This is a genomic window from Pseudotabrizicola algicola, from assembly GCF_010915705.1.
Lineage (GTDB): Bacteria > Pseudomonadota > Alphaproteobacteria > Rhodobacterales > Rhodobacteraceae > Pseudotabrizicola > Pseudotabrizicola algicola.
This window is the reverse complement of the sequence record NZ_JAAIKE010000010.1, coordinates 56,670-71,180: the sequence shown is the minus strand read 5'-3', so window position 1 is coordinate 71,180 and position 14,511 is coordinate 56,670. Positions and strand designations below refer to the sequence as shown.

At 65.7% G+C, this 14,511-nt stretch carries 11 protein-coding genes; 3 read left to right on the top strand and 8 right to left on the bottom strand.

Annotation, left to right across the window (positions count from 1 at the left end):
* Positions 1–3 precede the first annotated feature (3 nt).
* From G3572_RS19450 to mcrC, 3 genes are read left to right on the top strand one after another with little or no spacing between them, the layout of a single operon-like run.
* Positions 4–3,258: a DEAD/DEAH box helicase family protein gene (locus tag G3572_RS19450; RefSeq protein ID WP_164615027.1), complete on the top strand. Its 3,255-nt coding sequence runs from the start codon at positions 4–6 to the stop codon at positions 3,256–3,258.
* 17 nt (positions 3,259–3,275) lie between these two features.
* Positions 3,276–5,480 carry an McrB family protein gene (locus tag G3572_RS19445; protein ID WP_164615025.1) on the top strand — a complete coding sequence of 735 codons (2,205 nt, stop codon included), beginning with the start codon at positions 3,276–3,278 and terminating at the stop codon, positions 5,478–5,480.
* Positions 5,474–6,625, top strand: a complete 1,152-nt coding sequence (gene mcrC, locus G3572_RS19440) for a 5-methylcytosine-specific restriction endonuclease system specificity protein McrC (RefSeq protein WP_164615023.1) — start codon at positions 5,474–5,476, stop codon at positions 6,623–6,625. Before G3572_RS19445 ends, mcrC begins: the two co-directional genes overlap by 7 nt.
* A gap of 42 nt (positions 6,626–6,667) precedes the next feature.
* On the opposite strand, the gene G3572_RS19435 is transcribed toward mcrC, so the two are convergent.
* The 8 genes from G3572_RS19435 to G3572_RS19400 form a co-directional block, all read right to left on the bottom strand.
* Positions 6,668–7,744, bottom strand: coding sequence for a DUF2793 domain-containing protein (locus tag G3572_RS19435; RefSeq protein WP_164615022.1), 1,077 nt, complete (start codon positions 7,742–7,744; stop codon positions 6,668–6,670).
* A 10-nt stretch (positions 7,745–7,754) separates the two neighbouring features.
* Positions 7,755–11,753 (bottom strand): baseplate multidomain protein megatron, encoded by a 3,999-nt coding sequence (locus G3572_RS19430; RefSeq protein WP_164615020.1) that lies wholly within the window; start codon positions 11,751–11,753, stop codon positions 7,755–7,757.
* A 33-nt stretch (positions 11,754–11,786) separates the two neighbouring features.
* A complete protein-coding gene (locus G3572_RS19425) occupies positions 11,787–12,221 on the bottom strand; it encodes an NlpC/P60 family protein (RefSeq protein ID WP_164615017.1) in 435 nt (144 codons plus the stop codon).
* Complete coding sequence (locus G3572_RS19420) at positions 12,218–13,102, bottom strand: phage/gene transfer agent baseplate hub protein (RefSeq protein WP_164615015.1); 885 nt, start codon at positions 13,100–13,102, stop codon at positions 12,218–12,220. Before G3572_RS19420 ends, G3572_RS19425 begins: the two co-directional genes overlap by 4 nt.
* Positions 13,099–13,341, bottom strand: a complete 243-nt coding sequence (locus tag G3572_RS19415) for a hypothetical protein (RefSeq protein WP_164615014.1) — start codon at positions 13,339–13,341, stop codon at positions 13,099–13,101. The genes G3572_RS19420 and G3572_RS19415 overlap by 4 nt, the downstream gene beginning before the upstream one ends.
* Positions 13,342–13,451: 110 nt before the next feature.
* Positions 13,452–13,553 (bottom strand): DUF3789 domain-containing protein, encoded by a 102-nt coding sequence (locus tag G3572_RS19410; protein ID WP_164615012.1) that lies wholly within the window; start codon positions 13,551–13,553, stop codon positions 13,452–13,454.
* On the bottom strand, positions 13,546–13,725 hold the full coding sequence (locus tag G3572_RS19405) for a hypothetical protein (protein ID WP_058864046.1): 180 nt from the start codon (positions 13,723–13,725) through the stop codon (positions 13,546–13,548). Before G3572_RS19405 ends, G3572_RS19410 begins: the two co-directional genes overlap by 8 nt.
* Positions 13,726–13,779: 54 nt before the next feature.
* Positions 13,780–14,436, bottom strand: coding sequence for a lysozyme (locus tag G3572_RS19400; RefSeq protein ID WP_164615010.1), 657 nt, complete (start codon positions 14,434–14,436; stop codon positions 13,780–13,782).
* Positions 14,437–14,511: the final 75 nt, after the last annotated feature.

The window sequence follows — 14,511 nt, the reverse complement described above, 5'->3', positions numbered from 1 at the left end:
TCGATGGCGAGAAAGCCCAAATCCAAGGTCAAGCCGCTCCCCTTCGGCCACAAGCTGGTGCTGAACCAGTGGATCGTCAGCCTGTTCGGCTTCGATCCGCTTAAGGACCACAAGGACGGCAAGCGCACCCTGCGGCCGGTGCAGCCGCTGGCCAAGACGGTGAAGGATGCACCCGAGGGCATGACGGCCGAGAACCTGCACCACTTCTACAAGGCGCTGGACGTCCATCTGCAGGCGGGCGCCCAGATCACGCGGGCCGATCTGCTGCGCTATGAGCACAACATCGTCAGCCACACGCTCGCGATCAACGAGAAGCGCGACCGGCCGATCGTCTGGAAGTACTACCAGTGGCTCTCGCTGCTGTTCGCCGAGATCTATCTCGACCGGTTCTTCGCAGATCGCGCCGCGCTGCTGGACGCGCTGAACGCCTATGTCGATGCCTTCGACAAGTACTGGACCGATGAGGGCTACGAGACGGGGATCACGCCCTACGAGCTCGATGACCTGAACAAGCTCTGCCTGCAGAACGCCACCGGCTCGGGGAAGACGTTGCTGATGCACGTCAACTTCCTGCAATTCCGGCACTACGCCTCGAAGTCGCCACTCAAGCACGACCTGACGCGGACCGTGCTGATCACGCCGAACGAGCAACTTTCCCTGCAGCACGCGCGTGAGATGAAGGGCAGCAACATTGTCGCGTCACGCCTGCTGACGGACAGCGGCGACCTGCTGTCCTCGGGAAAGAACGGGCTGCGCCAGGTGGACTTCACCGAGGTGACCAAGCTCGGAGACACCGACGGGCCCAACGTCATCGCGACGCGGAATCTCGGCGACCAGAACCTGCTGCTCGTCGACGAGGCCCATCGTGGCATGGGAAGCCAGGAAGAGCGCGGCTGGTTCCGAAGCCGCGCCCGCCTGTCGGAGAAGGGTTTCGTCTTCGAGTATTCGGCGACGCTGAAGGAGGCTGTCACTGCCGCAAAGCGTCCCGAAATCGAAGCATCCTACGCGAAGACGATCCTGTTTGACTATTCGTACCGGTACTTTTACGAGGACGGCTACGGCAAGGACTACCGCATCTTCAACCTTCCGCGGACCTTCTCCCAGCTTGAGTTCTCGTACCTAACTGCGTGTCTTCTGAGTTTCTACCAGCAGCTGAAGCTCTACGAGGACAAGCAGACACTCTATACCCCCTACAACATCGAAAAGCCGCTCTGGGTTTTCGTCGGTTCCAGCGTGACCAAGGCCACCGGATCCAAGGCGGAGAAGGCCACGGTTTCTGACGTAGGCAAGATCCTCGCCTTCATCGCGAAGTTCCTGAAGAGCGAGGGTACATCGGCTGCCGAAATCGAGCGGATCCTCACCGGTAACGCTCAGGAGACCGGTCTCCTCGATGAGAATGGCGGCGACATATTCGCCGGCGGTTTCGTCTACCTGCAGCAGCTCATGCTTCGGGAGGGCTGGAAGCCCGGCGACCTGTTCCGCGACATCCTCGAAAAGCTCTTTCAGAACAGGGCCGGTGGTGAGTTGTCGATTGCCCGGATCAAGGGCGACGAGAACGAGATCATGCTACGCGTCGGACAGGCCGAGAAGCCGTTCGGGCTCATCAACGTCGGCGACGCATCTGGCTTGGCGACCCATATTGCTGAGCAGGAGTTCGATAACGTCGCGGTCCTGGAATCCGAGTTTGCCGAGACGATGTTCGGGCAGATCAACCTCTCCAGCTCCCCGGTCAATCTGCTCATCGGTTCCAAGCGCTTTGTCGAGGGCTGGGATTGCTGGCGCGTCAGCACCCTTGGTCTCATGCATGTCGGCAAGAGCGAAGGCGCGCAGATCATCCAGCTTTTCGGGCGCGGCGTCCGGCTAAAGGGGTATGACTGGTCGCTCCAGCGCAGCGGCTTCGCCACCCCTACCCATCAACCGGAACTCATCCAGTACGTCGAGACCCTGAATGTCTTCGGGATCGAGGCTGACTTCATGGAGCGATTCCGGAAGTTCCTCGAAGAGGAAGAGCTGCCCCGCAACGATCAGAAGCAGGTCTTCACAGTTCCGCTGACAGTCACATACGACTTCGGGCAACGCCTCAAGGTGCTGCGGCCCCGAAAGAAGCGCGGTGACGGTCGCGAGTACGATTTCAAGAGGGATGGCGCTGTGCCGGCCCTGACGCTGATCCCAGAAAAGATACGCCAAAAGGGCGTCGCGATAGATTGGTATCCTCGTATCCAGTCTCTCGAGTCCAAGAAGGGCACCAAGCTGGGCACCAAGGAGGAGACCGTTTTCGAGGATGGTCACCTGGACTTCCTTGACTACGATGACCTGTTCTTCCGGCTTGAGAAATTCAAGCGTGAGCGCACCTGGCACAATCTCAATATTTCCAAGTCCATGATCAGGGCGCTGCTCACTGACCGGACCTGGTACAAGGTCGTCGTGCCTTCTGGGAAGATGGAGTTCTCGGATTTTGGGAACGTTGCGCTTTGGCAGGAGATGGCGGCGGAACTCCTGCAGAGGTTCTCGGAAGAATACTACAACTACTGCAAGGCGGCCTTTATCGAGCCACGCCTTGAGCTCCGTGAGATCGAGGCCGGCAACGGAAGCCTGCCCGAAGCGGACGAATACCAGCTAATCGTCGATGCCAGCGAAACCGCGCTCATCAACGACATCCAGAACCTCACCGGCGAGATATCGGCTCGAAAAGCCGGGGTGTTGCGTGCTGGCGACTTGAAAGGCTGCCTGTTTGGCGCGCATCTCTACGAGCCCGTGCTTCATGCGGCCAAGGGAAGCAAAATCCAGATCGCACCGGTTTCATTGAATGAGAGCGAATTCCAGTTCTTGGATGATCTGCGCCTTTTCATCGAAAAGGATCAAGCACGGCTGGCGGCGGAGGGAATTGAACTCTTCTTGCTTCGCAACGAGAGCCGCGGGCGCGGGGTGGGCTTTTTTGAGGCAGGAAATTTCTATCCCGACTTCCTTCTATGGCTCGTGAAGGACGGCAGACAGCACTTGGCTTTCGTCGAGCCTCATGGCCTCCAGCATGAAGGCCCTGGCCACAAGAAGATTGAGTTCCATCAGGTCATCAAGGGCATCCAGGCAAGGCTCGCCAGCGAAGACGTCGTACTGAACAGCTTTATCGTCACACCGACACGGTTCGGCAAACTGAACTGGGGCAAGACGATCCATGAATTGGAGGATATGCATGTCCTATTCATGGAGGATCAAAAAGACACCTATGTCGCCTCAATAATAAATCGAATGGCGGCATAGACGGGGTTTTTTGGCGAATGTCGGAAATTTCAAACACCAGGCCAAGCTGGTTCGTCGGTGCCGCGTATAATCGCACCGAGGACCAGACGCCCAGATTTCTCGCTGAAGGCATCTGGGAGAACGGCTACGAAGACGGCAAGTATGGCGATCTCGTGCGCTCAATGCGCCCGGGGGACAGGATCGCGATCAAGTCATCCTATACTCGCAAGCGGGAACTGCCGTTCGACAACCGCGGTGCCACTGTCTCAGTGATGGCCATAAAGGCGGTCGGCACGATCACTGCCAATCTGGACGATGGCAAGCGTGTTCAGGTCAACTGGACGCCCGTATCGCCGCCCCGCGAATGGTACTTCTACACAAACCGCGCCACGGTTTGGCGGGTCGCGCCGGGCGGCTGGATGGAGGATGGCCTCCTCGCCTTCACATTCGACGGCCAGCAGCAGGACCTCGACCGGTTCCGGAATGAACCGTTCTGGCGGGAGCGGTTCGGCGACGCGGACGGCGAGCAGCGTTTCCGCTGGACATCCTTCTACAGCGCCGTTGCGGCAAAGCTCCTGGACTACCGGGCAGACCGCAAGCCCCTGATCGACGGCATCCATGCAATCGCGCAAGAGATGGCGGGGCTCGGGTATTTGCAGGACCGCTACCCGGAAGGCGGTACTGGCCCACTGCGCGACATCTGCCCCTTTACGGCGATGGGCACGTTCAACCGATCCATGACCGACTCCAATCGGAGCGCAATCGCGGGAGCGCTTGCCAAGCTGATCGGCGTGGAGGAGGAGCCTCCGAGCACCTTCGAGGGAATTCCGGTCCTCAACAACCAGCGATCCTGGTTCTTTCGATACGGCGACAAGCGCGGCGAAGGCGACATCGACAAGCTATGGGACCTGTTCGCTGCCGCTGCAGCGCTGGTGGATTCTGATCAACCCGATCAGCGAGACCAATTCATCGCCGACTACGACGCGGCCATCGGCGTTTGGGGCGCCTCATGGAACCTCTCGACCGGGCTTTACTGGTCGCATCCGTGGGAGTTCCCGACCCTTGATAGCAACTCGCGCTCGTTCCTCACTAGCCGGTTACAGATGCGGGTCCCGACGATAGGGCCGCAGAAGCCATGCAGTGGCGCGACCTATCTCAAGCTGGTGGACGATCTGAAGGCGCGCTTTTCTGAGGAAAGCTACCCGGTCCACAGCTTCCCCGAACTGTCGCTGGCCGCATGGCACTATAAAGGGCCCGAAGAGTCTCAGGCCGAGGCCGACCAAGGAGGCGCCGCGCCCAATGAGGACGAAGAAGATGCGGCTGTTGTCGATCCGGTCCAGACGCCAGCGCCAGCTGTGCCATACGATGTTGACGACATCCTGCGCGAGGGATGTTTTCTGGAGCGCGGGGAGATCGACCGCCTGCTGGAGCGCTTGCGCACGCGCAAGAACCTGATCCTGCAGGGACCGCCGGGAACGGGCAAGACTTGGATGGCCAAGCGCCTCGCGTTCGCACTGATGGGGGAACGCGACGAGGCGCGCGTCCGTGCGGTCCAGTTCCACCCAAACCTCTCCTACGAGGATTTCGTGCGAGGCTGGCGTCCGAGCGGCGATGGCAAGCTGACCCTTGCCGACGGCGTCTTCATGGAGGCGATCCGTGCGGCGCTGAGCCGGCCAGAAGCCCGCTTCGTCGTAATCATCGAAGAGATCAACCGCGGTAACCCCGCACAGATTTTCGGCGAACTGCTTACCCTTCTCGAGGCTGGAAAACGCACGCCGCGCGAGGCGCTCGAACTCTGCTATCCCGATGCTGACGGCAAACGCCGCCCGGTTCATGTGCCCGAGAATCTCTTTGTCATTGGCACGATGAACATCGCAGACCGTTCGCTGGCGCTGGTCGACCTCGCGTTCCGCAGACGCTTCGCCTTCGTCGGACTTGAGCCGAGGCTCGGACCTGCCTGGCGGCGGTGGGTGACGGATAAGGGTGGTGTCGATCCAGCCCTCGTCGACGACATTGAGCGGCGCATCCTCGCACTGAACGCGCAGGTTGCGGAGGCATTTGGCCGCCAGTTCGAGATCGGGCACAGCTACGTCACGCCGACAGCCAGGCTCGAACCCGGCGCCACGCGCGAATGGTTCCGTCAGGTCGCCGAGACAGAGATCGGGCCGCTCCTCGACGAATACTGGTTCGACGCCCCGAAATCGGCGCGCGAGGCTCTCGACCGCCTGTTGCAGGGATGGTGATCGCCGACGCCGGGTTGGCGAACGAGACCGCTGCGGCGGGCTTCATCGGCCGCATCCCGGTGCGCAACATCTGGCTCCTGATGCTCTACGCTTCGGACCTGTTCCGGACCTCGGGCCGCACGCGCGTCGACGCGGAGCACAACCCGGACGAGATCGCCGATCTCGTCGCCGAGCTTCTGGCGCAAGCGGTTGAGGAACGCCAGCGCCGACAACTGAGCCTCGGTTACCGTCCGCGCAGTGCCGACCTCTCCCGGGTACGGGGCCGGATCGACGTCCTGCGCACGGAGCGCCGACAGCTGCTCGCGCGCGGCGCCGTGGCGTGCCGTTTCATGGAGCTCAGCGTCGACACGCCCCGAAACCGCTTCGTCCGCGGCGCGCTGGAGGCGGTGGCGCGACTGGTCGCACGCCCCGAGCTCCGCCATCGCTGCCGACGGCTGGCGGCGGACATGCAGGCGCTCGGCGTCGCTGGAGCGATGCCGTCGCGAGCCGAGCTCAGCGCGGACCGCATCGGCCGCCATGACGCCGCGGATCAACAGATGCTGGCGGCCGCGATCCTGGCTATGGACCTTGTTTTGCCGACTGAACGGGCGGGGCCACGGCCCCTGCCGATGCCGGATCGAGAGGAGCAGTGGGCGCGGCGACTGTTCGAGCGTGCAGTCGGCGGGTTCTACCGGACTGTCTTGCCGCCAGTGCGATGGCATGTACGAACTGGCAGCTGCCTCGACTGGCCGCTCGATTGGTGCAGCGAGGGCGCGCGGGAAATCCTGCCGGGCATGCAGACCGATATAGTGCTCGACGATGAGGTGGCGGCGCGGCGCATCGTAATCGATACCAAGTTCACCGGGATCGTAACGGCGGGCTGGCGGCGCGAGGCGACGCTGCGCAGCGGATACCTTTACCAAGTCTACGCCTATCTCCGCTCGCAAACAGGTCGGGGCGATGCGCTGGCGGACCACGCCGAGGGCGTGCTGCTGCACCCAACGATCGGAGAAGCGATGGACGAAGCCATTTCTGTGCACGGACATCTCATTCGTTTCGCCACAGTCGATCTCGCAGCAGACGGCGCGGCCTTTCGTCGGCAACTTCTCAAGCTTACTGGTCAGTTCGAGGGCCAGACGCCCCCTGATGAAACGCCAGCACGCTAGCGGCGTGCAGCTTGCCGGAGAGTACAAAGTCAGCTGCCTCTCTCAGCCGATCTTGCAGCCCCAGAAGGACGTGTGATCGGCGGCGAAGTAGCCGTCTGCGACCCGGAAATACCCCTGCAGCTCGACGGTATCGCCCGCGGTCAGCGGCACCATGGTCTGCAGCCAGATCGCGGTAGCGAGAGAGACATGGGTGGCGGAGATTTCGCCGAGGGAGCCGCGGATTTCCGTCGTTCCGTTCAGCACGAGCCGCCCGCGCATGCGCGCGGTCGTGCTGGCATTGACCTTGTACATAAGCGTCGCGCCGAAGAGATAGGTGCCGTCCACCGGCACCACGAACCAATTGTTCGCGGCGTCGAAGGCGCCCTGATCGTTGTAGTCGGTGTTGTTCAGGCCGATCTTCGTCCAACTCCCGACGCCGACATAGTTGTCGTAGTTGGTGTACGCCTTGAACCGAGGCAGGCGCGGCTGGTCGACGATGCCGGTGGCGTTGTCAACGTTCAGACCGTCGAAGAAGGTGCTGCCGTCGGCCGAGACCGCGAGGCGGAAGCGGTCGGAGCCGAAGAGCCCCACCAGCGCCTTGGTCACGAACCCGGTCTGCAGCGTCAGGCCCAGATCGTCGCCCGCAGCCTCCTTGTTCATGGTGTAGAACAGATCGCCGGTCCCGCCCTCGGCCAAGGTTTTCGCCGTCCAGAGCGCGGCGTTCAGCTTGGCCGAGAACGGGTTAGACGCATCCGCCGTCGTGCCGAGCCCCAGCAGCGCAAGGTTCTGTAGCGCGGCCGGCGTGGTCCCGACCCAGCCCGCGCCGTCATAGACCAGCAGCAATCCTTCGTCCTCGACCCACGCCCGCCAGCCAGTACGCGGCGGCAGACGCAGCCATGCGCCGTCGGTCCAGAGCGCGAGGTTCAGGTCCCAGCCCGCCCAGTCGCCCGTCGCGCCCGATCCCACGATGTAACGGTCGCCATCGGCCGGGCTGGCAGGCGGCGCTGTCAGGTCCCGGTCGAGGACGGAGAGCTGGACGATCCCGTCGAGGAACCGCAGCGCCTCGTTGTGGGTGACATGCTTCTGGGCCTGCGCCGCCAGGATGAAGGGCAGCAGCAGATGGGTCGTGGCATCGGACATGTGATGGCCTTCAGAACGTGAGGGTGACGGTCTTGGACGCGCCCCGCCCGACGAGGGCGGAGAGCTGGTAGATGCGGACGTCGAGCGTGTCGCCGGGGGCGAGCGGCGCGCCCCAGTCGGCGGTCTGCTGGGCCGAGGCGTAGACCGCGCTGGTGGTGCTCGCAGGCAGCACGCGCTTCACGGCGGCACCGTCGAGGATCTCGACCTCGTAGGCCTCCAGTTCCTCGGCCAGCGGAGCCTCGAGCCCGCCCCAGCTGTCGGCGGACAGCGCGCGGGACCGGCGTTTCCAGCGGATCGTCAGATCGCCGGGCGTACGCGGCGTGCGCCACGGCTGCTCGACATGGGCGACGGAGAACGGCCGCAGCCCCACGCCCACCGGCGTGAATGCCTGCGCGACATAGGTCTCGTCGCTGACCGAACGGCTCGCCGGGCCGACGCGCCAGTTCCACGGGATGCCGAGGTCGGCCTCGGCGATCGGCAGAGACGCCAGCGCGGTGTCCAGTACGACGACCCGCGCGCCTGCCGGAGCCGGATTGCCCATGGCACCCTCGGTCCCTCGCTGACCCCGCAGCAAGCGGGTCAGCCGATACCGGCCGGGCGCCAGCAGCTCGGCCGCACCCGCCTGCACGATCTCCCAGACGCCCGGCGCGCCCTCGATAGCCAGCGCATTGGCGCCGCCGAACAGGGTCAGGTCGGTGACGCTCTCCAGCGTGCCAGTCAGCAAGTCGACCACCAGCGCATTGCCGAGATCGAAGCGCGAGGTGGGGCCTGCGAAGAAGTCGGAGACAAGAGCCCCGATCCGGGCGCGACTGCCGAACGTGGTCAGCAGCTCGAACCCATCCGTCGAAGGACTGCGAAACACCGCCATCTCGCCCGGCCACGGCACGGCATGCGCCGCTACCATCGGCCGATGCGCGGGCTGGTCCTCGGTCAGCTGCGGCAGGTCCATCAGCACCGCATCCGGCGCGCCGAACACCACGGCCCGCGTCAGCGACGCCGGGCGGGGATCGCCGGGCGGCAGGTCGTACGTCGCGCGGTCCTGGCGGACCGCCTCGATGCCGCGCGCTTCCGCATCGGCGATGGAGACGAGCCGCAGATCGACCAGCCGTCCGTCATGCGCGAACCGGATCGCATCAGCCGGATCGAGCGCGAGCCGCGAGGGCGGCAAACGGAATGCCGCCGACTCGCGCCCGACCCACGCCTCCATCAGCGCGCGGCGGCAGCGGCGCTCGGCTTCCTCGGGCGGCACCGCCATCGGGAAGGACTCGGAGGCGATCCGCGTCGTGTCCACGGTGATGCGCCGCGCCTCGACGAGGGCCGCGTCGTAATCCTCGTCCGCCCGTGCGACCTGCCACTTCAGCGCCTGCGGCAGTTCGGTCTCTTGGCCGCGGGTCAGTTCGAGGATGTCGCCCTCGCGGGCGGCCACCAGATCGTCGGGCGCTAGGTTGGCGACGGAGGCCCGGCCGCGCATGATGAAGCGGATCACCCCCTCGGTCTCGACAGCGTCGAAGCCGAAATGCCGCGACAGCGTCGTGATCGATGCGCGCGGGCTTTCGAGCGCCGTGATCGCGTAGCCTTCGACCGCGCCCCAGAGGCCGGAGACGTCGATCCGGGACTCGGGCAGCCCGGCGCGCAGACAGAGATGGCGGACGAGCGCCGCCAGCGACACCGCCCCGAGCCGCCCGGTCAGCCAATGCCCAAGCCGCCAGTTCGCTCCGTCCGTCCAGACGTCGGTCAGCGCCGGGAAGAACGGATAGGGTCGCGCGTCCCAGGTCCAGGCGGCGCATTCCGGCACACGCACCATCCGGCCGCCGTAGACCGAGGACACCGGGTTGTTCGCGGCCTCGCCCCACCAGAGGTACGTCGCCTCGAGATAGGCGCGCTGGATCGCGTCGTCGCGCCAGCCCCGCGAGAAATGCGGCGTGAAGCTTTCCGAGGACTTCGGGTCGAAGAAGACGTTCGGCTGGTTCGTCCCTCGGTCGATGGCGGGACAGCCGAGCTCGGTGAACCAGATCGGCTTGGACTGCGGCGCCCACGCCGTCGGCGTGCCGCTTTCCACCCCGCCCGGGCGGTTGTAGTGTTCGTTCGACCACCAGGCGCGCAGATCCTTGTAGCGGAAGACCCACGGCTTGCTGGCGGCACCGTCGGTGATCGGCGTGCGGACCTGCGCGGATCGGTCCGCCGCGCTGGCGTAGAACCAGTGGAAGCCTTCGCCGCCCGTGATGTTCCCCTGCAGGTAGGCGCGGTCGTGGATCGCGGGCCAGCCCTCGGCTGCATCGAGATGCTCGAACCCGTCCCGCCAGTCCGATAGCGGCATGTAGTTGTCGATCCCGACGAAATCGATCTCCGGATCGGCCCAGAGCGGATCGAGGTGGAAGAACACGTCGCCGCTGCCGTCGCCCGGCTGGTGACCGAAATACTCGCTCCAGTCCGCCGCATAGCCAATCTTCGTCCCCGACCCGAGGATCGAGCGCACATCCGCGAGCAGGTCCCGATAGGCCTGCACCGCCGGATAGGTGCTGGCGCCCGAGCGGATCGTCGTCAGCCCTGGCATCTCGGTGCCGATCAGGAAGGCGTCTACCCCGCCCGCCGCCGCGCAGAGATGGGCGTAGTGCAGCACCATGCGGCGCAGGCCCCAGTCGCCCGATAGCCCGGTCCACGAAACCGACTGACCCGAGACGCTGAAGCTCGCAGGCGTCGCCGCGCCGAAGAGCGCCGCGACCTGGCTTGCGGCCGTGGCGGTCTTGTCCACGGTCCCGGCGAAACCGGCGGCGGGAGAACAGGTGATCCGGCCGCGCCAGGGGAACGCGGGCTGACCCGTCTCCGCGGCGCTGTCGGAATACGGGTTCGGCAGCGTGTTGCCGGGCGACACGTCCATCAGGATGAAGGGATAGAAAGTGACGCGCAGTCCGCGCGCCTTCATCTCCTGGATGGCCTGAACCACCGCGAAGTCGGACGGCGTGCCGCCATAGACCGGGCGGCCCTCTTCGTCGCGGCTGACGAGGAAGGCGCTGGCGCGGCTGACGCCATTGACCGACCAGCTGGCGGGCGTGGTCGATTTGGCCGACACCTCGACACCGGGCCGCACCTTGCAGGAGCCCGCGCGCAGATCGTCGCCGATCCATGCGACGACGAGGCTGACGCTCTCGACGGTCGGGGCCATGGCCTGAAGCCGATCGAGGGCCACGACGATGTCGGCCTCATCCGGCAGTGCGTTTAGGTTCTCGGATGATGTCGTCCCGCCTGTGGTCTGGCCGAAAACCGTGGTGGATGCCCCGACCGTCTTGCGCACGGCCTCGGTCGCATAGGTGAACTCGCCCGAGGCGGGGATCATGGTCACGGCCTTCACCAGCCCTTCGGCGGTATCGGGATCTGCGAGCGGCCGGAACACCTCGAACGAAAGCTGCGGCAGGCGGTTGCCGTAGGTGGAAAGCGCCAGTTCCTCGAAGACGACATAGGCGGTGCCGCGATAGGCGGGCGTGTTGGCCGACCCCATCTTCGCCGAAATGAACGGGTCGGCCCCCTGGGTCTCGTTCCCCGGATACCAGCGCCAGGTAATGCCGGTCATGTCGAGCGGCTTGCCATCGGCCCAGATGCGGCCGATGCCGGTGATCGGCCCCTCGCACAGCGCCACGGCGAAGCTGGCATAGTAGAGGTATTCCGTCGTCTGGACCCGACCGCCCCCGCCACCCTTGCCGCCGCCCTGCGTCGTGGTCTTGGTCTCCTCGCGGAAATCGGTGGCCCAGATAATGTTGCCGCCGATACGCATGCGGCCGTAAAGGCGGGGAATGATTGCGCCCTCGGTCGCGGAGGTGATCCGCAGGCTGTCGAGGCGCTGGCCCTCGATCTTCTGCGCCGGAGCCAGCGAAGATACGATCCAGCTGTCGACCACCGAACCGATGGTAGACCCGATGAAGCCGCCGATGGCAGCGCCAGAAAAGCCGAGGATTGCGCCGCCGAAGGCCCCACCAATGGCGGAACCGACGGCGCCGAGGACGAGCGTGGCCATTGCGAAAACTCAGGGTTCGAAGGGTTGTGGTGATCAGCGTGCGGGGAAAAGGAAGGCGAAGGCGATGCGCCGTCGCCATGTCGGAGTCAGCGGTTCCTCGATCACGCCGAGGCGTTCGTAGGCGTGGAGGAAAGTGTCGGGTCCGGTCAGGATACCGACATGCTTGGCGATGGCGCGTGGCACCATCCGGAACAGAACAAGGGCGCCCGGTTCAGCTGATTGCAGCGAAACTTCGGGCATCATCGCCCGCGCCCCGTCCGCCAGCACCTCGCGCGGGCCGGTCTCGCCCCAGTCCCGGCTGTAGGGCGGGATAGGGAACGGCTCCGGCCCCACAACTTCGCGCCAGACACCGCGCGCGAGGCCGAGGCAATCGCAGCCGACACCGCGCAGGCTCGCCTGGTCGTGATACGGCGTGCCCAGCCAGGACCGCGCGATGGCGATGACGCGGGTGGGATCGGCGGAGGTCACAGCACAGACCCCTCGTGCCCGCCATCCTTCGTGGCGTAGCGCAGGACCGCATCCTGGCCGGGAATGTGCGGGAAGCCCCTGAAGTTGGCGGTGTTGGCGAACTTCGCCCCGCAGGTCTCCATGCGCTTGTCGCAGCCCGCGCGGATGGTGAAGGCGTCGCCCTCGGCGATCGCGCGCACCGGCGCCTCGAGCAGTGTCAGGATCGCGACGCCGTCCGTGACGTCATGGCCCAGCACCTCGGTCCGCCGCCCCGCATTCGCGCCACTCGTCCAGTCCAGCGTGCCAAAGGTGAACCAGCCGGAGGCGAAGCCGCCAAGGCCCGAGGCGGTGAACGCACGGTCACGCAGCAGGTCGATGACGGCACCCGCGCCCTTGAAGGCGGGGTCCTCCAGATCGACGCCGCAGCGCGCGTCGCCAAGCGCAGCGTCACAGGTCCCCTGAAACGTCCGCCCGACCGTCTGGCCGAGGACATGCGCCAGCGAACGCACCTCGGCCACAAAGGCCAGCCGCCCACGCCGGATCTGCCCGATGGCGCCCCGGCGCACCAGCACGCGCTGGCTCGTATCGGCCCAGTTCACCCGCCAGACTTCGATGTCGGCGTTGTCCCAGCGGCCGTCGAGGATGTCGGTCTCGGTGATCCGGTCCGAGGTCAGCACCCCCTCCGCGTCCTGCGCATCGACGGACAGGTCCGAGCCCGAGCGGACCTCGGACGCCGTGAGCCCGCTTTCCGGCTCGAAGTCGGTGCCGTCGAAGCTGAGCGTCCGGTCATGGTCGGTGAAGCCGAAAGTGACGCCGTCGGCACGGGTGATGCGCCAGCACCAGGCGAGCGTCGTCGTGCCCTCGTCGAGATGCGCCTGAAGCTCGGGCGAGAGGGATTTCATCGGCAGGTTCCCGTCATACGGTCGTCGAGATCGGCGATCCAGTCGGCCCAGTCCGGCGGAACCTCCTCGGCGGTCTCTGCAGCAGGCCGGGCGAGCCGCGCCTCGGCGTAGGAGGCGCAGCCGGCGTCACCAGCGCCCATCATTGCGGCGCAGCCGGTCAGCAGGATCGCCAGCGCCGCGGCCATCGCGAACCGCATCCCGCCCGCGCTCGACACGCTTGTTCTTGTCTTCCATCGCATCGCTTTCCGCCTCCCGTTTGCCAGCGTGCTTTCCTTCCACGCGCCCCCAGACCCGGCCGAGGACGACGCCCCCGACTGCGCCCAGAGCCGCGACCAGCCAGATGAGGAGTTCAGCCATCGTCCCGCTCCCCGCGCGCGGCGGCGACGCAGAGGGCGACGACGAAGACGCCGAGAAAGCCGCCCACGAGCAGACCTGCGAGGAACTCAAGCATCGCCGCGGAACCCCCGCTCGATCCGGTCGCGCAGGCCGATCAGGCCGAGCCCGAGGAACATGAGCCCCGCGGGCGAGGCATCGCCCGAACCGGCGAGCAGCGCGACGAGACGGGAGAGTTCCCCGAGCGGCCCGGTGGAAGGCAATGCGAGGGAGGCGATGCCGGTGAGCATGGCGAGAAGTCCCGCCCACCAGGTGAGCGAGTTGGGTCGGACGTAGCGCATGAGTCAGGCCCTCCGGATCAGGGTGGAGAAGAAGGCGGCCAACCGGGCGAGCCAGCCGTTCGGCGCGGTGGGTGAAGGAGCGAGGACCGGAGGCGTCGGCGACGGCCCGCGAGCCAAGGCCAGAGCCTCATCCTCGGTCAGGCGACGGATCGGTCGCGAGAAGTCCACCCGGCCCGTGCGATCCACGGACCAGACCGGGATGGTTCCGCCGGGATAGCGACCATGGCGGAACAGGTCGCGCTCCGCCTCCCGGCGCGGAATGATCGATGCCGGTCGCCGCCAGTTGAGAAACGCGTCGGCGGCCGCAACGCGATTGCCGGCATTGAGGTGCCGGGTCAGTGCAGCCTTGGCGATGCCGCCGGTGTTGTAGTGGAAGCTAACCAGCGCATCGAACTCGTGCGGCGCCAGCGGCACCTTCACGGCGCGCAGGACAGCGGCCTCGTAGCGGGCGAGGTCGGCATGGAAGACCCGGAACGCCTCGCGGATCCCGGCGTCGAGATCGGCGGGCATGCCGCGCGGCATCGTGGACGTATCGGGCTCCCCGGCGGCAGCCGTGTGGCCGATGCCGAAGGTCCAGACCTGTTTCACATCGAGATAGGGTCCGGGCACGAGTCCTTCGTGCCGGACGAGGGCCAGAAGGCCCCGGTCGGTCATGTGCATGGGATTACCGGAGAAGCGAAAGGACGAGGATCAGTGCCGCGACGGCAAGGCCAATGCGCAGGCGATGGGCGAAAG

Bases quoted from the DNA above. Each gene is read 5' to 3' on its own strand.
- G3572_RS19445 (WP_164615025.1), top strand. From the start codon at position 3,276: ATGTCGGAAATTTCAAACACCAGGCCAAGCTGGTTCGTCGGTGCCGCG.
- G3572_RS19415 (WP_164615014.1), bottom strand. From the start codon at position 13,341: ATGCGATGGAAGACAAGAACAAGCGTGTCGAGCGCGGGCGGGATGCGG.
- G3572_RS19400 (WP_164615010.1), bottom strand. From the start codon at position 14,436: ATGCACATGACCGACCGGGGCCTTCTGGCCCTCGTCCGGCACGAAGGA.
- G3572_RS19450 (WP_164615027.1), top strand. From the start codon at position 4: ATGGCGAGAAAGCCCAAATCCAAGGTCAAGCCGCTCCCCTTCGGCCAC.
- G3572_RS19430 (WP_164615020.1), bottom strand. From the start codon at position 11,753: ATGGCCACGCTCGTCCTCGGCGCCGTCGGTTCCGCCATTGGTGGGGCC.
- mcrC (WP_164615023.1), top strand. From the start codon at position 5,474: ATGGTGATCGCCGACGCCGGGTTGGCGAACGAGACCGCTGCGGCGGGC.
- G3572_RS19410 (WP_164615012.1), bottom strand. From the start codon at position 13,553: ATGCTTGAGTTCCTCGCAGGTCTGCTCGTGGGCGGCTTTCTCGGCGTC.
- G3572_RS19420 (WP_164615015.1), bottom strand. From the start codon at position 13,102: ATGAAATCCCTCTCGCCCGAGCTTCAGGCGCATCTCGACGAGGGCACG.
- G3572_RS19435 (WP_164615022.1), bottom strand. From the start codon at position 7,744: ATGTCCGATGCCACGACCCATCTGCTGCTGCCCTTCATCCTGGCGGCG.
- G3572_RS19405 (WP_058864046.1), bottom strand. From the start codon at position 13,725: ATGCTCACCGGCATCGCCTCCCTCGCATTGCCTTCCACCGGGCCGCTC.